The sequence below is a fragment of the Hymenobacter ginkgonis genome (assembly GCF_009755225.1).
Classification (GTDB): Bacteria; Bacteroidota; Bacteroidia; order Cytophagales; family Hymenobacteraceae; genus Hymenobacter; species Hymenobacter ginkgonis.
Genome location: NZ_WQKZ01000004.1, coordinates 531,233 through 557,254, shown reverse-complemented (window position 1 = coordinate 557,254; position 26,022 = coordinate 531,233). Strand labels below are relative to the sequence as shown.

The window sequence follows — 26,022 nt, the reverse complement described above, 5'->3', positions numbered from 1 at the left end:
CAAATGACGGGGGTGGGCTACCAACTACGCTAGCCATTGGCAGCTGAACGGTTCGGTGGGGGGTAGGGCTGCGGCTGGCAAGCAAGCGGCTCATGCCTGCCTAAAAAACACAGGTATAGCTAATCCTTCCAGTTGTCTTTGCGTAAAAACGGCCAGAATTCCTTTTCCAATCCTCTTCTCTTTTTCAACTCCCCGCATATGAACCTCATCAAAGTAGGCCAAGACGAGCAAGGCAAACCAATTGAATTACACTACTGCGACTATGGGCAGGGCGACCCCATCGTCCTCATCCACGGCTGGCCGCTCAGCGCTGCTTCCTGGGAATACCAACTTGCTGAGTTGCCGCTGCATAACAAGCGCGTCATTGCCTATGACCGCCGCGGCTTTGGCCACTCGTCGAAGCCTTGGAATGGCTACAACTATGATACCCTGGCCGATGACCTGAAGGCCGTACTCGACGAGCTAAACCTGCAAAATGTGACGCTGGTAGGCTTCTCGATGGGCGGCGGCGAAGTGGCGCGCTACATGAGCCGCCACCAAGGCGCCCGCGTTAGCAAAGTAATCTTTGTGAGCGCCGTGACGCCTTACTTGTTGAAAACCGACGACAATCCTGACGGGGTAGATAAGTCGACTTTTGACGATATAATCGAGAACTTGGGCAAAGACCGTCCCGATTTCCTCGCCACCTTCGGCAAACAATTTTACGGTGTGGGCATCGTCAGTAAGCCAGTAAGCCAAGCAACGCTCGATTGGAGCCAGAGCCTCGCCCTGCAAGCCTCGCCGCGCCCGACCACGGCGTGTGTGAAAGCTTGGAGCGAAACCGACTTCCGCGGTGATTTGGCTACTATTAAAGTGCCAGCCTTGTTCATCCACGGTAGCTCCGACAAAACAGTGCCGCTGAAAAATAGCGCTGAGCAGGCTGTGAAGCTGGTACCCAACGCCACGCTGGTGGTGTACGATGGGGAGCCCCACGGCCTGAACGTAACGGCCAAAGACCGCTTCAACCGTGATATCCTCAAGTTTGTAGCCGGCGAAGCTGTACCAGAAGACTTCGACGAAGGCGACTACGTAGCCGACCGTGCCGACGACGAAAACCGCAGCGCGTACTAGGTAGAGTAGCACCGCTAAGCAAAAAGCTCTCGGCCGCAAGGCCGGGAGCTTTTTTGTTGGCTAAGTTTAATTACCCCAGATAGGCGTGCCAGTTCTGGTCAAGCGTACCAGCCGAGAGCTTGAGGAAGCCAGCTAGGGTAGGCTTTTTGGGCTGGGTTCGCAGGGGCATGTTGGCCTCCGACGGCGTGCGCTGGCCCTTAGCGTGGTTGCAGCGCGAGCAGGCGGCCACAAGGTTGGTCCAGCCCGAGTCGCCACCGCGCGAGCGGGGCATCACGTGGTCGAGGGTCAGGGTTTTGGTCGACCCGCAATACTGACACTCGTACTGGTCGCGCTTAAAGATGTTGTGGCGGCTCAGGGCAATGCCTTTGTAGGGTACGCGCACATAGCGCGCTAGCCTGATAATGCTGGGTTTGGGAAACGCCTGCGAAATTGTACGCAGAGTACCATCCGACTTCGCCACCATCTCGGCCTTATCCAGAAACAACAACACAAATGCCTTCTGCACACTGCATAAGGTGATGGCGGTGTAGTCGCCATTTAGTACAAGCACTTTTTGGTCCATATACGGGTAGGCGAAAACAAGTTGGCTGCAAGCTACTAGTTTTCACTCATATGAACAAGGAGCGCTGGGCGAAGATTCCGCCCAGCGCTCCTTTCGTACAGTGCAGGTTACCGAATGCTTTATTCGATAGTATGAAACAGGCGGCTCCAGCGCACTTTGTGCCCAGCATCGCCGAAGGGGTCGAGCGAAAGCCAAATAAGCACGGCCTTACCCACGATATGGTCTTCGGGCACAAAGCCCCAGAAGCGCGAGTCTTCCGAGTTGTGGCGGTTGTCGCCCATCATCCAGTAGTAGTTCTGCTTGATGGTATAGCTGGTCAGCGGCTGGCCGTTTTGCTGAATCATGCCATCCTTCCAGCTGATGTTTTGGTTGTGCTCGTACTGGCTCACGATTTTATAATAAATCGCGGCATTGCCGGGCGTCAGCGTAATGGTCTGGCCTTTTTTAGGAATGGGCAGCGGGCCGTAATCATCTAGCTGCCAGCGGCGGGGGGTAGCACTCATAGCGCCCGAGCCGTGGAAGTCGGCTGCGTCTGGAAAGAGCACTACGCTGGGCTTGGTCACGGTCAGCGACTTCACGTAAGGCTGCTTGCGGAAATACGCGGCCACGGTAGCCGGGCAGCTGATGAAGTAGCCAATAGCGCCGGTTTCGGGGTTGGTACCAGCCATTGGAATGCCATCGGGCTGGTCATAGTCTACCACATTCTGGTCGTGCAGCGCCTGGCGTACTTCGTCGTTAGGGCTGGTAACTTCCAGAAAATAAGATGTTTGGGGCTGGCCACCAATCGTACCGGGCTTGCCATTGATATACACTACCCCATCGCGTAGCTGCAAGGTGTCGCCCGCAATGGCGATGCAGCGCTTGATGTAGTTGGTACGCAAGTCGGCCGGAAACTGCTGCTCGTGCGGCACGTGAAACACAACTACATCATTGCGCTTAATTGAGCTAAAGCCCGGGAAGCGAAAAGTAGGCAGCTGAATGAGGTCGGAGTAGCTTTTAAAGCCAAAAATTGGCACCGTCTGGTGTGTCAAGGGCACTTGCAACGGCGTTTGCGGCGTAATAGGCCCGTAGTGCAACTTGCTCACAAACAAGTAGTCACCCACTAGCAGCGAGTGCTCCATGCTCGGCGACGGAATGACGTACGCCTCGAACGTAGCCCAGCGGATAAGCGTAGCCGCGATAATCGCAAATAGCAGCGAATCGACCCATTCGCGGGATTTACTCTTAGGCTGCTTGGGTGGAGCAGTAGGGTCAGTTTTGCGAAGAAGCATGAAACGGAGGGCGGGAGCAACAGCTCACCAATAGAATATTCGGCAAAGAAACAACACCAACCGTCATTGCGAGTGCAGCGCGGCAGTTGCCCAGAACGAGCCGCGTGGATATCGTTCGGAGGCAATTGCCGCGCTGCACTCGTAATAACAACTTATTTTTACAAACCCAGCAACTCCTTCATACCAAATACCCCGTGGCGACCCGGCAGCCACTCGGCCGCTAGCAGCGCGCCTTCGGCAAAGCCCTGGCGCGAGTGCGCCTCGTGGCGCAGCTCAATGGTATCGGCGGCCGAAATGTAACGCACTTCGTGGGTGCCCACTACCGTGCCCTCGCGCTCGCTGAGCACCGCCAGTTCGTAGGGGGCTTGGGCCGGGGCATTGCGCCAGCTGGTCTTGGCCGGGAAGTTAGCCAGAATGCCTTCGGCGGCCGTCAGCGCTGTGCCGCTGGGCTGGTCTACCTTCTGCGTGTGGTGAATTTCTGTGACTTGCACATCGTAGCCGGCCGCAAACTGGTTCATCTTGGCCGCGATGTATTCATTGAAATGAAAAAACAGATTGACACCCACACTATAGTTGGAGGCATAGAAGAGTGCACCGTGCGTGTCCGTCGCTAGTTGGGCGGCCTCCTCAAAGTGGTGCAGCCAGCCCGTCGAGCCGCACACCACGGGTAGGCCCTGGCGCAGGCAAGCGGCCACGTTGGCAAAAGCCGCCTCGGGATGCGTAAACTCAATAGCCACATCTACTTGGGCGGGCGTAAAATCCTCGATGCGCTGCGTAGAAGCCTGGTGGTCAACGATGCCAACTACTTCGTGGCCCCGGCCAGCAGCCAGGCCGGCTATCGTCTGGCCCATTTTGCCGTAGCCGATAAGGAGGATTTTCATGCGTATTAAAGTTGTCGATTGGAGTTGCCGAAGGTGCTTAGGCCACCTACCTGGCTAGTAAGCCCTACCCCCCTGCTTCACCCGCAGCGACAGCGAGAGGCCAGGCGCCGGCGCTAGCTGGCCAGGCTGGGGTAGCAGCGTGGGCTGCCAGTTGAGGGAAAGATTGTCGCTCACATCAAAGTCGTGTAGGTGAGCATCTACCACAGCGTCAAGGATTTGCAGTGAGTAACCTAGTGCGCTAAGCAAGATGGACAAATCGCGGTAGCGCCGCGCGAAAATCAAGCCCGTGTTGATGTTTGCCGCCGAAAGGTTTTTAATATCGGTGGGTAAGTCAGTCTTTGCCAACGCAGCGGCCTGGTCCGTTGAAGAAGTGATACCGCTAATAGTCCGGTTGGCCAGCCTGAAATTATTAAAGTAATTCTGCTGGTAGTATACCCAGTAGCCCAGCCCACCTACCATGCCATACACAATGGGTAGCTTCCAGTACCGCTTGTTATAAATTTGTCCTGCGCTAGGAATAAGTGCAAGAAAGCCAGCCTTTTGTGGCCGGGTAACGCGCTGACCAAATAGCCGCTCCGTGCGCTTGGCCGAGTCGGCGGCGGCCAGGGCGCGCTTTTCCTTTTTGCTGATTTTGCGTACCGTGGCTGTGTCGGGCCGCACCACAACGGGTGCGGCCGGGTTCACATTATAAGGGTCGGTGGCCGATGTTTGGGCGCGCGTTGGCTGGGCCAGCACCAGCAGCATTCCCAGTATACCGAACGCCCAGCCTAGCAAATGCAGCCTCGCAGCGGCCCCAAGCAACAGATTTTTCATAAGTAAGCCGCTAACGCTGACCAGCGATAAGAGGTGCGGTACCTAAGCAGGTTGCAGAATATGCAGAATGCGTTGCATGTCCTCCACCGAATCGAAAGAAATCTTGATTTCGCCGCGGCCTTGCGCGCCGGGCCGTAGCTGTACCTTCGAGCCAAAGTGGTCGGTGAGTTGGCGCTCGGTGCGCCGTAGCTCGGCTACTGGCACCACCGGTGCGGGCTGCTCGCGCGGGGTGGGGGTAGAGCCACCCGTGGGGCGGCCGTAGCCGTTGCGCACCAGTTCCTCCACGCGCCGCACCGATAGGTCCTCGGCCACAATACGGCGAAACAAATCTACTTGCTGCTGCGGGTCTTCGAGGCTCACCAGGGCGCGGGCGTGGCCCATGCCAATCACTGAGTCGCGCAGGCCAATCTGGATGGTGGGCGGCAGCTTAAGTAGGCGTAGATAATTGGTGACGGTCGAGCGGTTTTTGCCCACTCGCTCGCCCAAGTCTTCTTGGCGCAAGCTGCACTCGCTCAGCAAGCGTTGGTAGCTGAGGGCAATTTCGATGGCATTGAGGTTCTCACGCTGAATATTTTCAATCAGCGCCATTTCCAGCATCTGCTGGTCATCAGCCTTGCGGATGTAAGCCGGAATAGTTTCCAAGCCGGCTAGTTTGCTGGCTTGCAAGCGGCGCTCACCCGAAATGAGCTGGTAAGAGTTGGTGCCCATTTGGCGCACCGTCACGGGCTGGATAATGCCCTGAATCTTGATGCTATCGGCCAATTCAGCCAGCGCTTCTTGGTCGAAGTGCGAGCGCGGCTGGTAAGGGTTGGCCTCAATGTGGCCCACCGGAATCTGGCCTACCGAATTGATAGGATTAGGCACGAGGCGCTGCTCGCGCTCGCCTTTGGCTTCGTAGCTGCCCTCAATCAGTGCGTTGAGGCCCCGGCCCAGGCCCCCGATTTTGCGCTTGGCGGCGTTTGCCGCACCGGGGGTAGCGTTTAGGGCAGCTTGGATTTTCTCGTCGTTCTTCTCTGCGGACATCTTGGCAAGGGTCTGGGGGCCGAAAGGCCGGCACGCCCAGAACTTCAAAATTACGGATTCTTGGGCGAAGGGCAAGCTGTGGCGCTTGGTATCGCCAAAATCAAAAAGCGTCATGCTGAGCCGGCCGAAGCACCTCGGGTGCAGCACTAATCTCTGGCAATGGAGTTAGTAGAGCACCCAAGATGCTTCGGCCAGCTCAGCATGACGTGCTGTGAAGGGCTAATTGGTGCAGTTACACCAGCTCATCTTCCGCGGCTTCTTCGGGGTTGGCTTCTACACTATTCTTTTCCACAATCTCCCGCGCCAGGTTGAGGTAGCTGATGGAGCCTTTGCTTTCGGCATCGTGCAGGATAACCGGGATGCCAAAGCTCGGTGACTCGCTCAGCTTCACGTTACGTGGGATAATGGTGTCGAATACGAGTTGCTGAAAGTGCATCTGCACTTCCTCCACTACTTGGTTGGAGAGGCGCAAGCGCACGTCGTACATCGTGAGCAAAATGCCTTCGATTTCGAGGTTGGTATTGAGGCGGCTTTGGATAATTTTGATGGTATTCAGCAGCTTACCCAGGCCCTCGAGCGCGAAGTATTCGCACTGCACCGGAATGATAACCGAGTGTGCAGCCGTGAGGGCGTTTACCGTGATGAGGCCCAGCGAGGGCGAGCAGTCAATAATGATGAAGTCGTACTGGTCGGCCAGGGGGCGCAGGGCCTCCTTCATTTTTTCTTCGCGGTTGGGCAGGTTAATCATCTCCACTTCGGCGCCCACCAAGTCGATGTGCGAGGGCATGAGGTCGAGGTGGGGTAGGATGTTGGTTTGCAAGATGATATCGTGCGGGTCAATGCCATCTACCATGCACTCATACACGCTGTTTTCAATGTCTTTGGGGTCGAAGCCTACGCCTGAGGTGGCGTTGGCCTGCGGGTCGGCATCGACGAGCAGGGTACGGTAATCCAGTGCCGCCAGGGAGGCAGCTAGGTTAATGGCCGAAGTGGTTTTGCCGACGCCACCCTTCTGGTTGGCTACCGCGATAATCTTACCCATAACAACAAACGATATACTAAGGAAACGCCCTGCGCGGAAGAGATAAAGCCAACCGGGGCCGGCGCTGTTCAACTTACAAAATAAGGCTAAAAAAAATGGATTAGCCAAGAAAGAACGTCCTGCTCAGCTAGTCGAAGCATCTCGCTTGGGGTAGTAATTCCCGAAAATTGAGATTACTGCTACACGCAAGATGCTTCGACCAGCTCAGCAGGACGTTCTTTCGTAGTAGGGCTAGCCTACTCTAACCTTACAGCGCTACCGTCTCGCCGATGGCGAGCAGGCGCAAGTTTTTGCCAGCGGCTTTAGCTTCGGCCTGCGCGGCGGCGTGGTCGATGGCGATAACGGGGAAGGTGTCGTAGTGCATGCCGATAATCTCGGTGGTGCCTACCCACTCGGCCGCCACCAAGGCATCGGTGAGGCCCATGGTGTAATTGTCGCCGATGGGCAGCAAGGCAAAATCAACGGTATGGCGCTCCTTGATGAGCTTAATATCGTAAGTTAGGGCTGTGTCGCCGGCAAAGTAGAAAGTTTGTCCCTCAGCGGTTTTGATGACAAAGCCCATGGCTACACCTGCGTATGAGCCGTCGGGAAACGAGCTGCTGTGCGCGGCTGCCACGCAGTGCACTGTCCCAAATGGCAGGGCCACCCTACCCCCCAAGTTGGTGCCTATAACCTCAAGGCCTTTGGCACCAAAGTAACCGGCTATCTCGGCGATAGCCAAGATTTTAGCTCCGGTGCGCTTGGCTATCTCCTCGGCATCGGCGATGTGGTCGCCGTGGCCGTGCGAGAGTAGGATGTAGTCGGCCTCGAGGGCGTCTACATCCACGTCCTTGGCCAGCGGATTGGGGCGTATGAAGGGGTCGAACAGCACGCGGCTGCCACCGATGGTGGCCAGAAAGCAAGCGTGGCCTAAATAGGTAAGCTGCATAAAAAGAGAAGAAATAAGCGAAAAAGCAGGGCAGGTGCTACCCCTACCTTTGCAACCGACACGCCAAACAGATGTTTCTACACGAATCTCAGTTGTTTCGATTAACATGGCTAGCCGCCGCGGCCAGCACGACGCTGCTGGCTGGCTGCTCGGGCGCTGGCCCTTCGGCTGCCGACGAGCGGCGCGTGTTTCGCTACAACCAGCCCGAGGCGCTGACCTCGCTCGACCCCGCTTTTGCCCGCAACCAAGCCAATAGCTGGGCTGTGGCGCAGCTCTACAACGGCCTGCTAGAGCTCGACACCACCTTGCTGCCGGCGCCCGCCCTAGCCCGCCGCTACCAGATTTCGCCCGATGGCCGCACCTACACGTTTGTGCTGCGGCGCGGCGTGCGATTTCAAGACAGTGAGGCTTTTGCCGGAGGGAGGGGTAGGGAAGTCGTAGCCAGCGATTTTGTGTATTCGTTTCGGCGGCTGTTTGATGCCAAGACAGCCTCGCCGGGCGGCTGGATATTTCGAGGTAAAGTGCTGGAGGACAAAGCCGGTGCTATCAGCGACACCTGCTTTGTGGCGGCCAATGACTCCACGCTGCGCATTCACCTCAAGGCGCCGTTCATCCCCTTTTTGGGCATCCTGACGATGCCCTACGCCTACGTGGTGCCGCACGAGGCGGTGGAGAAGTACGGCAAGGACTTCCGCGAGCACCCGGTGGGCACCGGGCCATTTCAATTTAAGGTGTGGGATGAGGGCAATGTGCTGCTCTACCACCGCAACCCTAGCTACTGGCGCCACGACGCCAACGGCCGCGTCCTACCCTACCTCGACGCGGTAGCCATCAGCTTTATTGCCGACCGCAAAACCGAGTTTCTGACGTTTTTGCAAGGCAAGCTTGACTTTTTGAGCGGCATTCGGGAAGGCTCGCGCGACCTCATTCTCAACCCCGATGGCTCGGTGCGGGCCGATTTTCAGGGCCGCTTCCAACTGCAAAAAGCGCCCTACCTCAACACGGAGTATTTAGGTATTCAGCTCGATTCGGCGGGTTTGAGCGGCGAGCAGGCCCGGCAAGGCCGCGCCCTGCGCGATGTGCGCGTGCGCCAAGCGCTCAACTATGCCCTGAATAAGCCCGAACTGCTGTCCTACGTGCTCAACCACGTCGGGCGGCCGGGCTTGTCGGGGTTTGTGCCGGCCGCCCTACCCTCCTTTTCGGTGGCGAAGGTGCCGGGCTATACGTTTCAGCAGCAACGGGCGCGCGAGTTGCTGCGCGCGGCCGGCTACGGCCCCGGCCGGCCGCTGCAGCTGCGCCTGAGCACCGTGGCTGAGCGCAAAGCCGTGGCCGAATACCTGCAAAAAAACTGGGCCGATGTGGGCGTGCAGGTTCAAATTGACATCAATCAATCGGCGGCCCAGCAGGATTTGGTAGACAATGGCCGCACGGCGTTTTTCAGCAAAAGCTGGCTCGGCGACTACCCCGACGCCGAGAACTACTTGGCGCTGTTTTATTCGCCCAATTTCAGCCCCGCTGGCCCCGATAAAACCCACTACAAATCGGCGGAATACGACCAGCTGTACCAGCAAGCCATTCGGGAGCAGGACGTGGCCCGCCGCACCGCGCTCTACCAGCAAATGGACCGCCTCGTGGTACGTGACTGCCCGGTGATTCCGCTCTACTACGACGAGATAATTCGCCTGACTCAGAACAACATCCACCACCTTACGGCCAACCCTACCAACCAATTGCTGCTGGAGCGGGTGCGCAAAGACTAAGGGGGTAGGGCTACTCCGTGACGCCCACGCCCGACAACGGGTCGAGCCGGGCTTTGAGCAGGTTGATGTAGCCTTGCAGATTGGCCGGAATGCCTTCGTCGGCAAACACAGCTTTGAGCGGCTGGCCCACCGGATGCACCGTGATGATAGTGGCCGGCAAGTCCGACGTGTTGCGCGAGTAGCGCTCCTCCAAACTGTTGAAATTGATGCGCTTGGCCCCAGCCAATAGCTCGTTTACGGTGGCCACGGGCAGCTTGAGCGTGTGCTTGCCCAGCACCGGCACGAAGCGCTGGCCTTCGTACTCCACGCGGCCATCGGCAAAAATGGTGGCCGTGTAGGCCGGGCAAGTGCCGTAGCAAGGCGTGCGCTGAAACACCAGCACCGGCTCGGCCTGTGCCGAGGGGGTAGGGGCGGCGGTGGCCGCAGCGGTAGCCTTACTTTTTTGAGGCACTCCTTTTTGCGCGCAGGCCGGCAAAATAAGTGAAAGCGCGAGCAAGTAGGATAAGGAGCGCATAAGCTGAGCATAAGGCGCTACCGCAGCAGCGCAGGTGAAAACCGGACCGAAGTATAACCGCTAAAACGAAAATCGGGCCAGTAACGGCCTACCGGCTAAGGGAGGGGTAGGCCCAAAAGCAAACGACCGGCTGTGCCATGCACAGCCGGTCGTTTGCCGTCAAAATCTACGTTCCAAGGCTACGCTTTGCCGGGCTTTTTGGCTTGGGCGTCGCGCTCCTGGGCAGTTTTCATAGCCTCGGCTAAGCGAGCTTGGAAGCCGCCGGGCTTCTTATCCTTGTTCTTGACTTTGTTGGCTTCGAGCTGGGCGCGAATCTTGGTGTCGTTCACAAAGCTGCGGGTCAGGGCCTGCTGGCCGAGCGTTACGAGGTTAGAAACCAGGTAGTACCACGTTAGGCCCGAGGCGAAGCTGTTCAGCACAAAGAAGAAAATCAGCGGCATGAGGTAGCTATAAAACTTCATGGGCCCCTGCATGGCCGCCGTGTTCATTTGGTTGCTCTGGTAGGTCATGAAGAGCGTCGAAATCGTCATCAGCACCGTAAAAATGCTGATGTGGCTGCCCAAATACGGCAGCGTAAACGGCAGGTGAATGGCGTTGTCGTAGGTACTCAAGTCCGGCGCCCACAGGAAGGGCTGCTGGCGCAGCTCAATGGCGTTGGGGAAGAATTGGAACATGGCGAACAGAATTGGCAGCGTGAGCAGCGTGGGTACGCAGCCGCTGAGTGGCGACACGCCAAACTGCTGGTACAGCTTCATGGTCTCCTGCTGGGTCTTCACCTGGTCGTCGGGGTGCTTGGCCTTAATCTCGTCGAGCTCGGGCTTCAGCACTTTCATGCGGGCCTGGCTCTCGTAGGTTTTGTAGGTTAGAGGCCACGTTACGAGCTTGATAATCACCACCAGTAGCAGAATAATAACGCCGTAGGAAGTAATGTACTGCTCCAGGAAGTTGAACACCGGCAGCACCACAAAGCGGTTTACCCAGCGAAACAAGCCCCAACCCAAGTACACGTTGCGGTCGAAGTTGGGCGCTACGCTCTTGAGCAAGTTGAACTGATTAGGCCCGAAGAAAAAGCGGTACTGGCCCCCAGCCGCGCTCGTCACGTCGGCCACGGGTAGAGCCAGCGTAGTGCTCAGGCGCTTAATAAACGTCGAGTCGGCCAGGTCCACCGTCGAGTTGAAGGTGCCATTGGCGAAGGGCTGCGAATCGGCGATGAAGCCCGCCACGAAGAAATCGTGCTTGTCGGCCGCCCACTTGATGGGGGTAGCAATCTTCATTTCTTCCGGCTTTTCGCTGGCCTCGGCCAGGCTACCGGGGTCGTCGGTGGCCAGGTAGTGGTTGATGGTTGTGTGGTTGCGGTTCTGTTTCAGGTCCTGCTCAGTCTGCCGCACATTGTCCTGAAACGTGAACGTGAGGGGCTCCTGCGCCACGGCCACGCCGTTGAGCTTCAGGTTGTACTTCACCTCGTAGCCCGCTTTGGGCACCGTATAGGTCTGCGTAACGGTGCCGCCGCCCACTGGCGCCGTAAAGGCGAGCTGCTGCCCGCCGTCGGGGGTAGGCGTAGGCTCGGTGGCCGAGAAATTCAGGCCCGCAAAGTCAATCGTTTGGCCGCCCGTGGTGCGAAACTTCGTGTTGAAGCGGGCGCTCTGGGCATCAAACAAGTCAAGTGGCTTGCCAAAAAATGTCTTGTACTTGTTCAGGCGCACGGCGACCACGCGGCCGCCCTGGGTCGAGAAGTTCAGCGTCAGCTCGGGGTTTTTGAGCTCGATGCTGCGCACTGGGCCAGCGGCCGTGTCGGGCTTGGCCTCAGGCGCGAGGCCAGGGGTAGGCACAGCTACTTTGGCAGCCGTGGTAGTGGTGGGCTGGGTCTTGTTTTTCTCGGGCTCAGTCTTGGGCGAGAAGAAAAACAAATACACTAAGAGCAGGGCCGAAATAAGAAAAAGGCCGGTCGCTTGATTGCGGTCCATTTACAATAAAAAGAATACGAGGGACAAAGGTACGGCGGGGCGGGGTAGGGGCCGGAGTACTGGTACTAACAAAAAAAGAACGTCATGTTGAGCTTGCCGAAGCACCTTGGCCGCTTCCCCCAACGAGGCGGCCAAGGTGCTTCGGCAAGCTCAACATGACGTTCTTTCGCAGGTTATATTTTTTAGTTACAGCCCTTTTTTATACTGCATCGCTGCCTTCACAAACCGCACAAACAGCGGGTGGGGGCTCTCGACGGTGCTTTTCAGCTCGGGGTGAAACTGGCCGCCCATAAACCAGGGGTGCACCGTTTGCGGCAGTTCAATGACCTCTACCAACCCAGTTTCGGGGTTGGTGCCCGAGGCAACGAGGCCAGCCGCCTCGAAGCGCGTCAGGTATTCGTTGTTGAACTCGAAGCGGTGGCGGTGGCGCTCGCTGATGGTGTTGCGGCCGTAGGCTTTGGCCGCCCGCGAGCCGCGCTTCAGCTCGCAGGTGTAGGCGCCGAGGCGCATGGTCCCGCCCTTCTGGGTGATGTCCTTTTGGTCGGCCATGAGGGCAATAACCGGGTCGGGCGTAAGCGGGTCCATCTCGGTCGAGCTAGCCTGGGGTAGGCCTAGCACGTGGCGGGCGTACTCTACCACAGCCACCTGCATACCCAGGCAAATGCCGAAGAATGGAATGCCATTTTCCCGCACGTAGCGCACGGCAGCTACCTTGCCCTCGAAGCCGCGCTCGCCAAAGCCGGGTGCTACCAGCACGCCATCCACGCCTTCGAGCTGCTGCACGGCGTTTTCGGGCGTGAGGTGCTCGCTCTGAATGCTACGCACCCGCACTTTGCATTCGTTAAAAGCGCCAGCGTGAATAAATGACTCAATGATAGACTTATACGCATCGGGCAATTCCACGTATTTGCCCACCAGCGCAATGGTTACCTCCTCAGTAGGATTTTTGAGGCGGCCCAGAAATTCCTTCCAATTCTCCAGCTCGGGCGCGTGGCCGCCGTTGAGGCGCAGCTTGCTGATAACGCGGGCATCGAGTTCCTCCTTCAGCATGAGCAGCGGCACCGAGTAAATGGTGTCGGCGTCGAGGCTCTCGATAACAGAGTTGATTTTGACGTTGCAAAACAGCGCGATTTTGCGGCGCATCTCGGGCGGAATCGGGTGCTCGGAGCGGCACACTAGAATGTCGGGCTGCAAGCCCGCCTCGCGCAGGTCGCGCACCGAGTGCTGGGTAGGCTTGGTTTTGAGTTCGCCGGCCGCCGCCAGGTAGGGCAGCAGCGTGAGGTGAATCACGAGCGAATCGTGGGGCGGCAGCTCCCAACGCAGCTGGCGCACGGCCTCCACAAAGGGCAAGCTCTCGATGTCGCCGATGCAGCCACCAATTTCGGTAATTACTACGTCAAAATCGCCGCCCTGCCCGAGCAGCAGCATTCGGCGCTTTATTTCGTCGGTGATGTGAGGCACTACCTGCACCGTTTTGCCGAGGAAAGCGCCTTCGCGCTCGCGCCGAATCACGGTGTCGTAGATGCGGCCCGTCGTGACGTTGTTGGCCTGCGAGGTGGGCGCGTTCAAAAACCGCTCGTAGTGGCCTAAGTCTAAGTCAGTTTCGGCCCCGTCGTCGGTCACGTAGCACTCGCCGTGTTCGTACGGATTGAGTGTGCCGGGGTCGATGTTAATGTACGGGTCGAATTTCTGGATAGTGACTCGAAAACCTCTGGCCTGCAAGAGCTTGGCTAGGGAGGCGGAAATAATTCCTTTTCCGAGTGAGGAGGTGACGCCGCCGGTGACGAAGATGTACTTCGCGGCCGACGCTGTAGGGGTAGGGGTGGAGCGTTCAGGCATGACGGGGGTCAAAGGTACGGTGTACAGCCTGGCTACCCGGCCAACCAAGCCGCCGCTCCGGCCAGTTAGAGGGGGTAGGCACCGGCTATTTTTGCGGCGGTTGGTACGATTTTGGGCCGCCGCCGAGTTAGGAGAATTGGTATGAAAAAAAAACAGATGACCCCCACTGGCCAGTCGCCAGGGGCCTTTTGCCCGCGCTGGCGCGTGTGGCTGAGCAGCTTGATACTCTTGATACTGGCCAGCCCCGCGCACGGCCAGACGGCCGTAGTTACGCTGAGCAAAGATTTGAAAAAAGACTTTGGCGCCGTGGGCGACGGCAAGACCAACGACCAGGCGGCGTTCGAAAAAGCGGCCGATTTTTTTAATCAGCGGGCCAAATCGGCGGCCGGCGCTACCGGCCGGGCCGTGCTGCGCATTCCTAAAGGCGTGTACCTGGTGAGCCCGCAGGCGGCGGATGGCAACGGCCGCGATGTGCTGCACTTTACGGGCTGCCGCAACTTGGCGGTGGTGGGCGACGACAGCGCTACCACCGAGATTCGCTGCGTCAATGGCCTGCACTACGGCGCCTTCGACCCCGCTACCAAGCAGCCCTACGAGGCGCCCTCCGCCTACTTCACCGATGCTAAGTACGCGGCCCGCGGCGGCACCTACATCACGCTGCAAGGCTGCGAAAACGTAGAAATCAGCAACCTAAACCTTAACGGCAATAGCTCACACTTGGTGGTGGGCGGGCACTGGGGCGACACCGGGATTCAACTGGCTTTTGACGGTATTTTCGTGGATAACTCGCGGCGCATCGCGCTGCGCCGACTGGCGCTGCACCACTTCGGTCGCGACGGCATTCAAGTGCTCAACCACTTGGCCAAAAGCCTCGACGACCCCAGCCGCGAAGACATTCTGCTCGAAAACTCGACCTGCACCTACAACGGCCGCCAGGGCTTATCGCTCACGGGCGTAAACGGGTTTCGGGCCGTCAACAGCAGCTTTAGCCACACCGGCCGGGTAGTGCTAGCGGCCACCGGTAAGCCGCTGTTTTCCAACCCCGGCGCGGGCGTTGACCTAGAGCCGCAGGATGGCTTCGTGGCCAATGTGCGCTTCGATAATTGCCGCTTTGTTGATAACGCTGGCCAGGGCATCGTGGCCGACCGGCCAAACCCGGCTAACCCGCCAACCACCAAAAACGTGGTATTTGCCAACAGCCTCGTGTGGGGTGTTTCCAACTGGTCGGCCTGGGTGACGCAGCCCGGATTCCTGTTTAAAAATACGCGTTTTTACGGCGCGTTTGTGCACGGCTGCAAAGCCGCTACCCCCGCCGATGCTACCCGCTTTGTGGGTTGCACCTTCGAGGACCGGCCCTACCACGGCCAAGCCGCCTACGGGCCCTTCACCCTGCATTCTGATGGGGCCGCCCGCGCCATGAGCTTCGTGGATTGCCGCTTTGTGGGCACCCACAATTACCTCATGCACGCCATTCCGGCCGCTACGGATACGGCTAGCCTGTTTCACCTGCGCAACTGCACCTTTCTCTTCGATTATACCCAGCCGCCCCAAGGCTCCTACGACAAATTATTGGGGGTAGTGTTCAGCGGCAATACCGCATTCAAAAACGGCCCGCACCGCACCAGCCCGCACCGCACCGATTTTATGCTCGGCAGCGCCAATGCGACGGGCACGCTGGTGGTGCGGGCGCCCGGCAGCTTACAACTGCTGGCACCCAACAGCTACTACCTGGCCAACGGCGGCCTCGACATCGGGCGTCAACCCGCGCGCAGCCGCGACTCGGCCATTGTTACCATCGCTGCTAATAATACCTTGGTGCTAAACGAGCAGGCTGGCAAAACACCCGAGCTATACATTGGCCCCACGTCGCGGCTGGTTGTAAAAAAGGGCGGCTCGCTGGAGATTCTCCGCCACACCAAAGTGACCATTGCCGGCCGCCTAGTGGTTGAGGACGGAGCTTATTTTTTCCTGGACCCGCAGGCGGTGGTGCAGCCTACCGGCCGGGGCCAACTGCGCGTAGGCCCCAAAGCCATCAAGACCAAGCACCCTACGCTGTACTCAACTTATTATTAGTGCCCCTTGCTGGCCGAGGGGGTAGGGGCCGTCCTCACCGTGGCCGACGCTACCGGCATGGCATCTGCAGAACTAACTGGACGGTGGGATTACACTAGCAAGCTCAAAAAATCCTGCTGCCCATTCAAGTATTCAAAGCCAAAACCCTCTTCCACCATCCGCGCCTTGATGCCTTCTACGTCGTGCGGCTTCTTGACTTCGACGCCGATAAATACCGGGCCTTTCTCCTTGTTATTTTTCTTGATGTACTGAAATTGAATGATGTCGTCGCCCTCGGCCAGCACGTTGTTTACGAAGCGCCGAAGCGCACCGGGCACTTGGTTGAAGGTGACCATAAAGTAGTGCTTGAGGCCCTGGTGGCGCTGGGCGCGCTCCTTGATGTCCTCCATGCGGGTGATGTCGTTGTTGGAGCCGCTGACAACGCACACCACCGTTTTGCCCTTGATTTGGTCGGCGTAGGCGTGCAGGGCCGAAATGGCGAGCGTGCCGGCGGGCTCCAGCACCATGCCCTCCTCGTTGTACATTTTTAGCAAATCTTCGCACACCTGGCCTTCGGGCACCAGGTGAATTTCATCGAGCAGCGCTTGGCAGATTTCAAACGTCAACTCGCCGGGGCACTTCACGGCCGCGCCATCCACAAACGTATCGAGGCTGGCCAGCGCCTGCCGCCGCCCGGCCCGGATGGCATCGTGCATACTCGGTGCCCCCAGCGGCTGCACGCCGATGAGCTTGGTGGCGGGGCTCAGTTGCCGAAACACACTTGCCAGCCCCGAGGCCAGCCCACCGCCCCCGATGGGCATAAAGCAAAAATCAATCGGCTTGCGGGTTGATTTCAGGATTTCTAGCCCCACGGTAGCTTGGCCCTCCACAATGGCGAGGTCGTCGAACGGGTGCACGAAGGTGCTGCCGCGCTCATCGCAATAGGCTTGCGCCGCGTGGTAGCAGTCATCAAACGTGCGGCCCGTGAGGTGGATTTCTACCATGTCGCTGCCAAAAAGGCGCACCTTGTCCACTTTCTGGGCGGGCGTTTGGGCGGGCATGAAAATATCGCCCTGCAAGCCCAATAGCTGGCAGGCGTAGGCCACGCCCTGCGCGTGGTTGCCGGCGCTGGCGCACACAATGCGGCGCGCCGGCACCGTGGCCGCCAGCGTCGCAATCTTGTTGTAAGCCCCCCGAATCTTGTAAGAGCGCACCACCTGCAAGTCCTCCCGCTTGAGCAGAATAGTGGCGTCGTAGGCGCGCGATAGCCCCAGATTAAGCATTAGGGGCGTCTTGGTAATCACGCCCTTGAGACGGCGCGCCGCAAGTTCTACGTTTGCCAGGGTAACGGCCGTGGCCGCCGGAGCTTCGAGGTCAGGCATGGGGGTAGGGAGCTGGTTGAAACAGCCATAAAAAAGAACGTCATGCTGGCGAAGGAAGCAGCTGGGTCGGGCGGATTGGGGTTATTAACCAAGCGACACCAGCCAAGATGCTTCACTGCGTTCAGCATGACGTTCAGGAATGATTGAACGCCTCAGTGGCTACGCTTCCACATTCTCGCTAGTGCGCGAGCGCAACTCGCGCACGGTGGCGCCCGTCTGCCACAGCTCCGAGTCGCGCACTTCTTTCAGCTCCGCTTCCAGCTCCGAGCGGTAGTTGGGGGTAGAGCCGCGCTCGATGGTGCGGCGGGCTTCGGCGCCGCTCGCTACGCTGTCGTAGAGGTCGTTGAGGACGGGCAGGGTAGCGTCCCGGAATTTGCCTTTCCAATCGAGGGCGCCGCGCTGAGCCGTCACCGAGCAATTGCCAAACATCCAGTCCATGCCGTTTTCGCCCACCAGCGGTACGAGGCTCTGGGTCAGCTCTTCCACGGTTTCGTTGAACGCCTCGGAGGGCGAGTGGCCGCGCTGGCGCAGTACCTGGTACTGGGCTTCGATGATGCCGGCTAGGGCGCCCATCAGCACGCCGCGCTCGCCGGTGAGGTCGGAGTACACTTCCTTTTTGAAATCGGTTTCGAACAGGTAGCCCGAACCCACCCCGATGCCCATGGCAATGGCTTTCTCATAGGCTTTGCCAGTGGCATCTTGAAACACAGCGAACGACGAGTTTAGCCCGCCGCCCGCCACAAACAAGCGGCGCAGGCTGGTGCCGCTTCCCTTGGGCGCCACCAAAATCACGTCGATGTCCTGGGCCGGCACAATGCCCGTTTGGTCATTGAACGTGATGCCGAAACCGTGCGAGAAATAAAGCGTTTTGCCCGGCGTGAGGTATTTCTGGAGGGTAGGCCACAGCGCAATTTGGCCGGCGTCGGAGAGCAGGTTGCAAATGATGGTGCCTTTCTCGGCCGCCTCTTCGATAGAGAAAAGCGACTCGCCGGGCACCCAGCCATCCTTGATGGCGCGGTCCCACGAAGGCGTGCCCGCGCGCTGGCCCACGATGACGTGGAAGCCGTTGTCGCGCATGTTTAGGGCCTGGCCGGGGCCCTGCACGCCGTAGCCGATTACGGCAATCGTCTCGTCCTTAAGCAGGTCGAGGGCTTTTTGCAGCGGGAATTCGTCGCGGGTAATGACAGTTTCGGGAACGCCGCCGAAGTTGATGGTAGCCATAGTGGTGGAGGGTAGCGCGGACTCTCAGCCCGCAGAATGATGAAGAAAAAGGTGTTGTATTAAATCTTTTAGGCCGTGGGCTAACTGCCTGCACTACATGGTAAATACCGCGTCGCGGTCGTTCAAAAACTCATTCTCGGCGGCTTCTTCGCTCGGCTCGCGGCGCTCAAACTCGCTGAGCTTGCTATGAAAGCCGTCGCTGGCCTTGATGATGGCAATGCGCGCCGAGCGTACAAATTCAATCAGGCCGTACGGCTGCAAAGCGCGAATCAAGTTGTCGGTTTCCTCGCGGTGGCCAGTGGTTTCAAACACCGTATAATCCTTGCGGATAACCACGGCGCGGGCGCCGTTTTCGCGCAGCAAACGCTCCACGAGTACCTTCTCCGCAATCACATCGGTAGGCACTTTATAGAGCGCCATTTCCTGCCAAATCACATCGGCGTTGGTATTGAAATACACTTTCAGCACCTCCACTTGCTTCTCAATTTGCTTGGCCAGCTTGTGCACAACATCCTCCGTTTCCACAATCACAATATTGAAGCGGTGAATGCCTTCAATCTCGGAAGGCGACACGTTGAGGCTCTCAATATTGATTTTGCGGCGCGAAAAGATGATGGCAATTCGGTTGAGCAAGCCCACCTGGTTTTCGGTGTACGCGGTGATGTTGTATTCCTGGCGGTCGGCGGGTTCGGGGCTCATAAGCTTGCTTGTTATTCTATTGCCGTCATGCTTCACTGCGTTCAACGTGGCAGCCTTATTCGATATCTGCCAAGTGATTACCGCAACCTGATTTCCGCCACGCTGCACCCTTGCGGCACCATCGGGAAGATGTTATTCTCCTTGGTTACCATCACTTCGAGCAGGAAAGCGCCGGGGTGCGCCAGCATTTTTTCCAGCGCCGAACGCAGCGCAGCGCGGTCGTCTACGCGCTGGCCAGCAATGCGGTAGCCAGCGGCCACGGCCACAAAATCGGGGCTCTGAATATCGACAAACGAGTAGCGACGCTGGTGAAACAACTCCTGCCACTGGCGCACCATACCCAGGAATTGATTATTGAGGATGAGGATTTTAACGTCCACGTCCGACTGCATAATTGTGCCCAGCTCCTGAATAGTCATCTGAAAACCGCCGTCGCCAATCACGGCCACTACCGGCCGGTCGGGGGCGCCGAGCTTAGCCCCAATAGCGGCGGGTAGGGCAAAGCCCATGGTGCCCAGCCCGCCGCTCGTGACGTGGCTGCGCGACTGGTTCATCTGCGCGTAGCGGCACGCCACCATCTGGTGCTGCCCCACATCGGATACAATAATGGCCTCGCCGCCCGTGATTTCGTTGAGCTGCTGCATCACTTCGCCCATCGTCAATTCCTCCGAAGTCGGGAACAGCTCCTCCCGAATCACGGCGTCTACTTCCTGCGCCGTGTAGTCGCGGAAGCGGGCCAGCCACGCGGCATGCGTCTTGGGCTTGATGAGCGCCGTGAGCAGGGGTAGGGTTTCTTTACAGTCGCCCCACACCGGCACGGTGGTTTGCACGTTTTTGTCGATTTCCGTGGGGTCGATGTCGAGGTGGATGACCTTAGCCTGCTTGGCATACTTGTCGAGGCGGCCCGTCACGCGGTCGTCGAAGCGCATGCCAATGGCAATCAGCACGTCGCACTCGTTGGTGAGCACGTTGGGGCCGTAGTTGCCGTGCATGCCCAGCATGCCCACGTTCAGCGGGTGGGCGGTAGGTAGGGCACCCACGCCGAGGATGGTCCAAGCCGCTGGAATGCCGCTCTTCTCCACAAAGGCTTTGAATTCCTGCTCTGCTTTGCCCAGCACCACGCCTTGCCCCCACAAAATGAACGGCCGCTTGGCGGTATTAATCAATTCGGCCGCCTGCTCGATGTACTCCTTCCGCACCACTGGCGCGGGCCGGTAGCTGCGAATGTGGCTACACGGCTGATACTCGGGCGCGTCAAACGTCTGAATTTGGGCGTTCTTGGTAATGTCAACTAGCACCGGGCCCGGCCGGCCACTACGCGCAATGTAGAACGCCTTAGCCAACGCCTCGGGAATCTCTTCGGCCTTGGTTACCTGGTAGTTCCACTTCGTAACAGGCGTCGTGATATTGATAATATCCGTCTCTTGAAACGCATCGGTACCCAGCAAGTGCGCAAATACCTGGCCCGTGATGCACACCAGCGGCGTGCTGTCAATCAGCGCATCGGCCAGCCCGGTTACGAGATTTGTGGCGCCCGGCCCGCTCGTGGCCAGCACCACGCCCACCCGGCCCGAACTGCGCGCGTAGCCCTGCGCCGCGTGAATGCCGCCCTGCTCGTGGCGCACCAATATGTGCTGCAACTGCTCTTTGAAGTCGTAGAGCGCATCGTAAATCGGGATGATGGCCCCGCCGGGATAACCAAAAATCGTGTCCACACTCTCCGACACCAGCGCTTGCAGCGTGGCTACGGCGCCGCTGATGGGGGCGAGGGTAGGGCGCGCGGCGCTAGCGGCGCTGGGTGCTGAGAGCAGGTTCGGAGACATAATCTTCTTCGAGTAAATCGGTGATACAGCCAAGGCTAGCGTCGCTCACGGTGCGGATGTACTTGAGCAGCACGCCCTGGCGCACGGGCAGTGGGGGGCGCTGCCACTCGGCGCGGCGGGCGGCCAGCTCGTCGTCCGTGAGTTGCACATCGATGGTATTAGTGCCGGCGTCGAGGATAATCCAGTCGCCATTCTGCACCAAGGCTAGGCCGCCGCCATCGTAGGCCTCAGGGCAGATGTGGCCAATGACGAAGCCATGCGTGCCGCCCGAAAAGCGTCCATCGGTTATCAGGGCCACTTTATCGCCCAGGCCTGCACCCATGATGGCCGAGGTTGGCTTCAGCATTTCGGGCATGCCCGGCCCGCCTTTCGGCCCCACGTAGCGAATCACAACTACTTGCCCGGCCTTGATTTTATGGTCGATAATGCCTTGGTTCAATTCCTCTTCCGAGTTGAAGACAATGGCCGGTCCTTCAAACCGCAAGCCCTCCTTACCCGTGATTTTGGCTACCCCCCCTTTAGTGGCGAGGTTGCCATACAGCATCTGAATATGCCCATCGGCCTTGATGGGGTTGCTGAGCGGGCGCAGCAGGTCTTGCTCGGGGCCAAGGGGCTGCACATCGGCCAGGTTTTCGGCCAGCGTGCGGCCAGTTATCGTCAGGAGGTCGCCGTTGAGCAGGCCGTAGTCGAGCAGGGTGCGCTGCACGGCGGGCACGCCGCCTAGCTTCGATAAATCTTCCATCAGGTACTTGCCGCTGGGCTTGAGGTCGGCTAGCACTGGCACGCGGTTGCTCACCGCTTGGAAATCTTCCATCGTCAGCTTCACGCCGGCCGCGTGGGCAATGGCGATGAGGTGCAGCACGGCATTGGTCGAGCCGCCCAGCACCGTTACGATGACCATCGCATTCTCAAATGCCTCACGCGTAAGAATATCGCGCGGCTTCAAATCGAGCTCTAGCAAGCGGCGCAGGTACGCGCCGGTGTCCAGGCATTCCTGCATTTTGGCCGGGCTTTCGGCGGGTAGCGACGACGACGCGGGCACGCTCATGCCCAGCGTTTCGATGGCAGCGGCCAAAGTGTTGGCCGTGTACATGCCGCCGCAAGCGCCTGGCCCCGGGCACGCATTGTGAATAATGCCTTGGTAATCTTCGTCCGAAATCTGCCCGTTTACCTTCTTGCCGTAGGCTTCGAAGCACGATACAATATTGAGTTTCTGCCCCTTGAACTCGCCGCCCCGGATGCTGCCGCCATACACCATCAGCGAAGGGCGGTTGAGCCGGGCCATGGCAATGAGCGCGCCGGGCATGTTTTTGTCGCAGCCTACTACCGTCGCTAGCGCATCGTAGTAGTGGGCGCCGGCCATCGCCTCAATCGAATCAGCAATTATCTCCCTAGAAACCAGCGAGAAACGCATTCCGGCGTTGCCGTTGGTGATGCCATCACTCACGCCAATGGTATTGAAGCGCAGCCCTACCAGCCCCTGGGCAGCCACACCGCGCTTCACCTCGTTGGCCAGGCCATCAAGGTGCATGTTGCAGGTATTGCCCTCGAAGCCCGTTGAGCAAATGCCCACGAATGGCTTGCGCAAATCCGCATCCGAAAGCCCAGCGCCGATGAGCATGGCCTGCGAGGCGGGCAAGCTGTCGTCTTGGGTATAAATGCGGCTGAATTTATTGAGCGTCATGATGTTAGTGCGGCGAAGAAAAGACAGTTTGGCAGTAAAAAAACCTTCCTGAGCAGCGGGCTTAGGAAGGTTTTCTTTGGCATAAGAAGTACCTGCTAGCCCGCTAGGGTAGGAATAATGACGACGACGGGGAATAGCAGAGTCATGGGAAAATTCAAGTCGAAAAAGGACGCCAGATGAGCCTGACAAACGTTTCTGCTCAGTTGTGAAGCAACTAAATAATGGTGCTGATGCCCACCGCAATATTGTGTGCGTTCCATTGCTGCTCGTTTGAGTCAGCAATCCAGAAAGCCACGTAGCTACCCACCTGTTCAGTAGTGTAAGGCGCCGTAGGGTTTAGTTCGGGCGTCAGAATTTGGTTGGTAAGTGCCTCATCTACTGCCTCGCGCACTAGCGCGGCCTCAGCAGTCAACCCTAAGTGGTCGAGCAACATAGCTGCCGAAAGGATAGCCGCCAGCGGGTTGGCAATGCCTTTGCCTTTGGCCTGGGGGTAGGAGCCGTGAATAGGCTCGAACACGGCTACTTCGGCGCCCACCGAGGCAGAAGGCAGCAGGCCCATCGAGCCGGCAATGACCGAAGCTTCGTCCGAAATAATGTCGCCGAACATGTTCTCGGTCAGCACCACGTCGAACTGCTTAGGGTTGGTAATAATCTGCATCGCGGCGTTATCCACGAATAGATAATCAACCGTCACATCTGAGTATTGCGGTGCAAGCTCGCGCACCACCTCGCGCCATAAGCGCGACGTTTCTAATACGTTGGCCTTGTCAACCAGCGTTAAATGCTTGCGGCGGCTGGCCGCCGACTGAAACGCCAGGTTCGCAATACGCACAATCTCGGGCCGCGAATAGGTGCAGTTATCGTAGGCCGAGCCGTCGGCGTTGCGGCCCTTTTCACCGAAATAAATACCGCCCGTCAACTCCCGGAAAATCACTAAATCGGTGCCCTCGATGCGGTCCGATTTCAGGGGCGAGTGCTTCAGCAAGGCCTGGTAGGCCGTAACGGGGCGGATATTGGCAAATAACCCCAACTCCTTCCGCATCCGCAGCAAGCCCTGTTCGGGGCGCACCTTAGCAGTCGGGTCGTTGTCGTACTTCGGGTCGCCGATGGCGCCGAACAATACCGCGTCGGCGGCGCGGCAGGCCGCCAGCGTTTCGTCGGGCAGCGGGTTGCCGGTAGCATCAATGGCGCAGGCACCCACAAGGTGCGACGAGAATTCAAACCGATGGCCGAAGCGCTCGGCTACCGCGTCGAGCACTTTCACGGCCTGTCGACAGACTTCCGGCCCGATGCCATCGCCGGGCAGTAAAGCTATTTTCTTGGTTACCATGTCCATGCGCGTTGTTTTTCGTAGGCCTCAATGGCCGATTTTTGATTCACTAAAAAGTCGATGTCGTCGTAGCCGTTTATTAGGCACTCCTTCTTGTAGGGGTCGATGGCGAAGCTGACGGTTTCGCCCCAGGCTGGCACGCTCAGGGTCTGGGCTGGCAGGTCGACGACTAATCCCAGTTGCGGATTTTCCTCAATGGCGGCTAGTAGGCGGGCCAAGACCTTGTCCGTTACTTGCAGGGGTAGGAGGCCAGTATTCAAGGCGTTACCCCGAAAAATATCGGCGAAATAGCTGGAAATTACTGTCCGAAAACCGGCATCGTACAGTGCCCAGGCGGCATGTTCGCGGCTAGAGCCACAGCCAAAATTCTTGCCTGCCACCAGAATTTCGCCGCTGTAGCGCGGGTTGTTCAGCACAAAGGCAGCCTTGAGCGAGCCATCGGCATGGTAGCGCCAGTCGCGAAACAGGTTCTCGCCAAAGCCTTCGCGGGTAGTGGCTTTTAAAAACCGGGCCGGGATAATCTGGTCCGTATCAACGTTTTCGAAAGGAAGTGGCACGCCCGTAGTGTGCAGCGTCTGGAATTTTTCCATTAGTTCAGGTACTGCGTAATGTCCACGATGCGGCCTTGCACGGCCGTGATGGCGGCTACCAGCGGCGAGGCCAGTAGCGTGCGCGAGCCCGGACCCTGCCGCCCTTCGAAGTTGCGGTTGGAAGTGGCCACGCAGTACGCGCCGGCCGGAATCTTGTCCTCGTTCATGGCCAGGCAGGCACTGCAACCCGGCTCACGCAGCTCGAAGCCCGCCGCGGCAAAAATCTTGTCAATGCCTTCTGCAATGGCTTGTTGCTCAACTTGTTTCGAGCCCGGAACAATGATGGCCTCCACGTGGCCAGCCTTGTGCTTACCCTGCACATAGGCGGCCACAGTGCGCAGGTCTTCGATGCGCGAGTTGGTGCAGCTACCAATGAATACGTAATCAATCTGCTTGCCAAGCAACGATTCGCCGCGCTCAAAGCCCATGTATTTCAAGGACTTGTCGAAGCTTTCGGCTTCTGAATCTGGTACTTGGCTCGGCACGTGGCCGGTGAGCGGAATGCCCATGCCGGGGTTGGTGCCATAAGTAATCATGGGCGTGATTTCGGCCGCATCGTACACATATTCAGCGTCGAAAACAGCGTCGTCGTCAGAATACAACGTCTCCCAATAGCTTACGGCTTGCTCCCAGGCTGCGCCTTTCGGCGCGAAGGGCCGGCCTTCGACATAAGCAAACGTGGTAGCATCGGGAGCGATAAGGCCGCCGCGCGCGCCCATCTCAATGCTCATGTTACAGACCGTCATGCGGCCTTCCATGCTAAGGCTGCGCACGGCGCTGCCAGCGTACTCGACGAAATAGCCGGTGGCGCCGCCCGTGCCAAGCTGCGAGATAACGTAGAGAATCAGGTCTTTAGCCGTGACACCCGGCCGCAGCTGGCCTTCCACCGCAATGCGCATGCGCTTAGGGCGCGTGAGCAGCAGGCACTGCGAGGCCATTACCTGCGCCACTTGGCTGGTGCCAATGCCGAACGCCACCGCGCCAAAAGCGCCGTGGGTTGAGGTGTGGCTATCGCCGCACACGATGGTAGTGCCGGGTAGGGTTAGCCCCAACTCGGGCCCGATAACATGCACGATACCCTGGCGCTGGTGGCCCAGGCCGTACAATTCGATGCCGTATTTCTGGCAGTTTTCCGTCAGCTTATCCACCTGTGAGCGCGAGAGCGGCTCTACGATGGGCAAATGCTGGTTGAGGGTCGGCACGTTGTGGTCGGCCGTGGCGAGGATGCGGTTGGGGCGAAACAGCGGCAGGTTGCGCGCTGCTAGTTCGTCAAATGCCTGCGGGCTAGTTACTTCGTGAATCAGGTGGCGGTCGATGTACACCACGTCCTGCCCGCTCGCGATGGAGCGAACGACGTGGGCATCCCATATTTTATCAACTAAAGACCGGGCCATTGTTGTAGTAGAGTAGCGTAATTTTTAGAACGTCATGCTGACCGCAAGGAAGTATGACGTTCTGTAATAGATTTTAGTGAAGCAAAGAAGAGCTAAAAAGGCTAAGGAAACGAAGCAACAGGGGGAAGTTTTGGTCGAGT

At 58.5% G+C, this 26,022-nt stretch carries 21 protein-coding genes; 3 read left to right on the top strand and 18 right to left on the bottom strand.

Annotated elements, in window-relative coordinates; translation table 11 throughout:
- Nucleotides 1–198 precede the first annotated feature (198 nt).
- Entirely contained in the window at nt 199–1,110 is a 912-nt protein-coding gene (locus GO988_RS18340; RefSeq protein WP_157568206.1) for an alpha/beta fold hydrolase, read from the top strand.
- Nucleotides 1,111–1,180: 70 nt separating this feature from the next.
- On the opposite strand, the gene GO988_RS18335 is transcribed toward GO988_RS18340, so the two are convergent.
- The 7 genes from GO988_RS18335 to GO988_RS18305 all read right to left on the bottom strand — a co-directional run bounded on the left by GO988_RS18335 (nt 1,181) and on the right by GO988_RS18305 (nt 7,630).
- The gene (locus tag GO988_RS18335; protein WP_157568204.1) at nt 1,181–1,672 is read right to left on the bottom strand and encodes an HNH endonuclease; all 492 of its coding nucleotides are present in this window, start codon (nt 1,670–1,672) and stop codon (nt 1,181–1,183) included.
- 119 nt (nt 1,673–1,791) lie between these two features.
- Nucleotides 1,792–2,943: a signal peptidase I gene (gene lepB / locus GO988_RS18330; RefSeq protein ID WP_157568202.1), complete on the bottom strand. Its 1,152-nt coding sequence runs from the start codon at nt 2,941–2,943 to the stop codon at nt 1,792–1,794.
- A 158-nt stretch (nt 2,944–3,101) separates the two neighbouring features.
- Nucleotides 3,102–3,824, bottom strand: coding sequence for a 4-hydroxy-tetrahydrodipicolinate reductase (gene dapB, locus GO988_RS18325; protein ID WP_157568200.1), 723 nt, complete (start codon nt 3,822–3,824; stop codon nt 3,102–3,104).
- 54 nt (nt 3,825–3,878) lie between these two features.
- Nucleotides 3,879–4,637 carry a DUF5683 domain-containing protein gene (locus GO988_RS18320; protein WP_157568198.1) on the bottom strand — a complete coding sequence of 253 codons (759 nt, stop codon included), beginning with the start codon at nt 4,635–4,637 and terminating at the stop codon, nt 3,879–3,881.
- A 42-nt stretch (nt 4,638–4,679) separates the two neighbouring features.
- Nucleotides 4,680–5,660, bottom strand: a complete 981-nt coding sequence (locus GO988_RS18315) for a ParB/RepB/Spo0J family partition protein (protein ID WP_157568196.1) — start codon at nt 5,658–5,660, stop codon at nt 4,680–4,682.
- 232 nt (nt 5,661–5,892) lie between these two features.
- Nucleotides 5,893–6,702 (bottom strand): ParA family protein, encoded by an 810-nt coding sequence (locus tag GO988_RS18310; RefSeq protein WP_157568194.1) that lies wholly within the window; start codon nt 6,700–6,702, stop codon nt 5,893–5,895.
- Nucleotides 6,703–6,949: 247 nt separating this feature from the next.
- A complete protein-coding gene (locus tag GO988_RS18305) occupies nt 6,950–7,630 on the bottom strand; it encodes a metal-dependent hydrolase (RefSeq protein ID WP_157568192.1) in 681 nt (226 codons plus the stop codon).
- Nucleotides 7,631–7,722: 92 nt separating this feature from the next.
- Here GO988_RS18305 and GO988_RS18300 point away from each other — a divergent pair, with 92 nt between their 5' ends.
- Entirely contained in the window at nt 7,723–9,390 is a 1,668-nt protein-coding gene (locus GO988_RS18300; RefSeq protein ID WP_232341577.1) for an ABC transporter substrate-binding protein, read from the top strand.
- A gap of 10 nt (nt 9,391–9,400) precedes the next feature.
- On the opposite strand, the gene GO988_RS18295 is transcribed toward GO988_RS18300, so the two are convergent.
- The 3 genes from GO988_RS18295 to GO988_RS18285 form a co-directional block, all read right to left on the bottom strand.
- Entirely contained in the window at nt 9,401–9,904 is a 504-nt protein-coding gene (locus GO988_RS18295; protein ID WP_157568189.1) for a DUF6438 domain-containing protein, read from the bottom strand.
- A 179-nt stretch (nt 9,905–10,083) separates the two neighbouring features.
- The gene (gene yidC / locus GO988_RS18290; RefSeq protein WP_157568187.1) at nt 10,084–11,868 is read right to left on the bottom strand and encodes a membrane protein insertase YidC; all 1,785 of its coding nucleotides are present in this window, start codon (nt 11,866–11,868) and stop codon (nt 10,084–10,086) included.
- Nucleotides 11,869–12,054: 186 nt separating this feature from the next.
- On the bottom strand, nt 12,055–13,707 hold the full coding sequence (locus GO988_RS18285; protein ID WP_157568185.1) for a CTP synthase: 1,653 nt from the start codon (nt 13,705–13,707) through the stop codon (nt 12,055–12,057).
- 141 nt (nt 13,708–13,848) lie between these two features.
- Between GO988_RS18285 and GO988_RS18280 the strand changes: the two genes are divergently transcribed.
- Nucleotides 13,849–15,780, top strand: coding sequence for a right-handed parallel beta-helix repeat-containing protein (locus GO988_RS18280; RefSeq protein ID WP_157568183.1), 1,932 nt, complete (start codon nt 13,849–13,851; stop codon nt 15,778–15,780).
- An 89-nt stretch (nt 15,781–15,869) separates the two neighbouring features.
- Here GO988_RS18280 and ilvA read toward each other — a convergent pair whose 3' ends face one another.
- The 8 genes from ilvA to leuC all read right to left on the bottom strand — a co-directional run bounded on the left by ilvA (nt 15,870) and on the right by leuC (nt 25,882).
- A complete protein-coding gene (gene ilvA / locus GO988_RS18275) occupies nt 15,870–17,141 on the bottom strand; it encodes a threonine ammonia-lyase IlvA (RefSeq protein WP_157568181.1) in 1,272 nt (423 codons plus the stop codon).
- Nucleotides 17,142–17,300: 159 nt separating this feature from the next.
- Complete coding sequence (gene ilvC, locus GO988_RS18270) at nt 17,301–18,362, bottom strand: ketol-acid reductoisomerase (RefSeq protein WP_157568179.1); 1,062 nt, start codon at nt 18,360–18,362, stop codon at nt 17,301–17,303.
- Between the two features lie 93 nt (nt 18,363–18,455).
- On the bottom strand, nt 18,456–19,061 hold the full coding sequence (gene ilvN, locus GO988_RS18265) for an acetolactate synthase small subunit (protein WP_157568177.1): 606 nt from the start codon (nt 19,059–19,061) through the stop codon (nt 18,456–18,458).
- Nucleotides 19,062–19,138: 77 nt separating this feature from the next.
- Nucleotides 19,139–20,884: a biosynthetic-type acetolactate synthase large subunit gene (gene ilvB / locus GO988_RS18260; protein ID WP_157568175.1), complete on the bottom strand. Its 1,746-nt coding sequence runs from the start codon at nt 20,882–20,884 to the stop codon at nt 19,139–19,141.
- A complete protein-coding gene (gene ilvD, locus GO988_RS18255) occupies nt 20,847–22,568 on the bottom strand; it encodes a dihydroxy-acid dehydratase (protein ID WP_157568173.1) in 1,722 nt (573 codons plus the stop codon). The genes ilvB and ilvD overlap by 38 nt, the downstream gene beginning before the upstream one ends.
- Nucleotides 22,569–22,782: 214 nt before the next feature.
- The gene (gene leuB / locus GO988_RS18250) at nt 22,783–23,904 is read right to left on the bottom strand and encodes a 3-isopropylmalate dehydrogenase (RefSeq protein WP_198172890.1); all 1,122 of its coding nucleotides are present in this window, start codon (nt 23,902–23,904) and stop codon (nt 22,783–22,785) included.
- On the bottom strand, nt 23,892–24,488 hold the full coding sequence (gene leuD, locus GO988_RS18245; RefSeq protein ID WP_157568171.1) for a 3-isopropylmalate dehydratase small subunit: 597 nt from the start codon (nt 24,486–24,488) through the stop codon (nt 23,892–23,894). The genes leuB and leuD overlap by 13 nt, the downstream gene beginning before the upstream one ends.
- Nucleotides 24,488–25,882: a 3-isopropylmalate dehydratase large subunit gene (gene leuC / locus GO988_RS18240; RefSeq protein ID WP_157568169.1), complete on the bottom strand. Its 1,395-nt coding sequence runs from the start codon at nt 25,880–25,882 to the stop codon at nt 24,488–24,490. Before leuC ends, leuD begins: the two co-directional genes overlap by 1 nt.
- Between the last annotated feature and the right edge of the window lie 140 nt (nt 25,883–26,022).

What these genes read in the sequence shown, in the direction of transcription:
- ilvA (WP_157568181.1), bottom strand. Translation starts at nt 17,141, where the DNA reads ATGCCTGACCTCGAAGCTCCGGCGGCCACGGCCGTTACCCTGGCAAAC.
- ilvB (WP_157568175.1), bottom strand. Translation starts at nt 20,884, where the DNA reads ATGTCTCCGAACCTGCTCTCAGCACCCAGCGCCGCTAGCGCCGCGCGC.
- lepB (WP_157568202.1), bottom strand. Translation starts at nt 2,943, where the DNA reads ATGCTTCTTCGCAAAACTGACCCTACTGCTCCACCCAAGCAGCCTAAG.
- leuC (WP_157568169.1), bottom strand. Translation starts at nt 25,882, where the DNA reads ATGGCCCGGTCTTTAGTTGATAAAATATGGGATGCCCACGTCGTTCGC.
- leuD (WP_157568171.1), bottom strand. Translation starts at nt 24,488, where the DNA reads ATGGAAAAATTCCAGACGCTGCACACTACGGGCGTGCCACTTCCTTTC.
- leuB (WP_198172890.1), bottom strand. Translation starts at nt 23,904, where the DNA reads ATGGACATGGTAACCAAGAAAATAGCTTTACTGCCCGGCGATGGCATC.
- GO988_RS18295 (WP_157568189.1), bottom strand. Translation starts at nt 9,904, where the DNA reads ATGCGCTCCTTATCCTACTTGCTCGCGCTTTCACTTATTTTGCCGGCC.
- GO988_RS18340 (WP_157568206.1), top strand. Translation starts at nt 199, where the DNA reads ATGAACCTCATCAAAGTAGGCCAAGACGAGCAAGGCAAACCAATTGAA.
- ilvD (WP_157568173.1), bottom strand. Translation starts at nt 22,568, where the DNA reads ATGACGCTCAATAAATTCAGCCGCATTTATACCCAAGACGACAGCTTG.
- GO988_RS18315 (WP_157568196.1), bottom strand. Translation starts at nt 5,660, where the DNA reads ATGTCCGCAGAGAAGAACGACGAGAAAATCCAAGCTGCCCTAAACGCT.
- GO988_RS18310 (WP_157568194.1), bottom strand. Translation starts at nt 6,702, where the DNA reads ATGGGTAAGATTATCGCGGTAGCCAACCAGAAGGGTGGCGTCGGCAAA.
- yidC (WP_157568187.1), bottom strand. Translation starts at nt 11,868, where the DNA reads ATGGACCGCAATCAAGCGACCGGCCTTTTTCTTATTTCGGCCCTGCTC.
- ilvC (WP_157568179.1), bottom strand. Translation starts at nt 18,362, where the DNA reads ATGGCTACCATCAACTTCGGCGGCGTTCCCGAAACTGTCATTACCCGC.
- GO988_RS18285 (WP_157568185.1), bottom strand. Translation starts at nt 13,707, where the DNA reads ATGCCTGAACGCTCCACCCCTACCCCTACAGCGTCGGCCGCGAAGTAC.
- GO988_RS18280 (WP_157568183.1), top strand. Translation starts at nt 13,849, where the DNA reads ATGAAAAAAAAACAGATGACCCCCACTGGCCAGTCGCCAGGGGCCTTT.
- GO988_RS18335 (WP_157568204.1), bottom strand. Translation starts at nt 1,672, where the DNA reads ATGGACCAAAAAGTGCTTGTACTAAATGGCGACTACACCGCCATCACC.
- GO988_RS18305 (WP_157568192.1), bottom strand. Translation starts at nt 7,630, where the DNA reads ATGCAGCTTACCTATTTAGGCCACGCTTGCTTTCTGGCCACCATCGGT.
- GO988_RS18320 (WP_157568198.1), bottom strand. Translation starts at nt 4,637, where the DNA reads ATGAAAAATCTGTTGCTTGGGGCCGCTGCGAGGCTGCATTTGCTAGGC.
- ilvN (WP_157568177.1), bottom strand. Translation starts at nt 19,061, where the DNA reads ATGAGCCCCGAACCCGCCGACCGCCAGGAATACAACATCACCGCGTAC.
- dapB (WP_157568200.1), bottom strand. Translation starts at nt 3,824, where the DNA reads ATGAAAATCCTCCTTATCGGCTACGGCAAAATGGGCCAGACGATAGCC.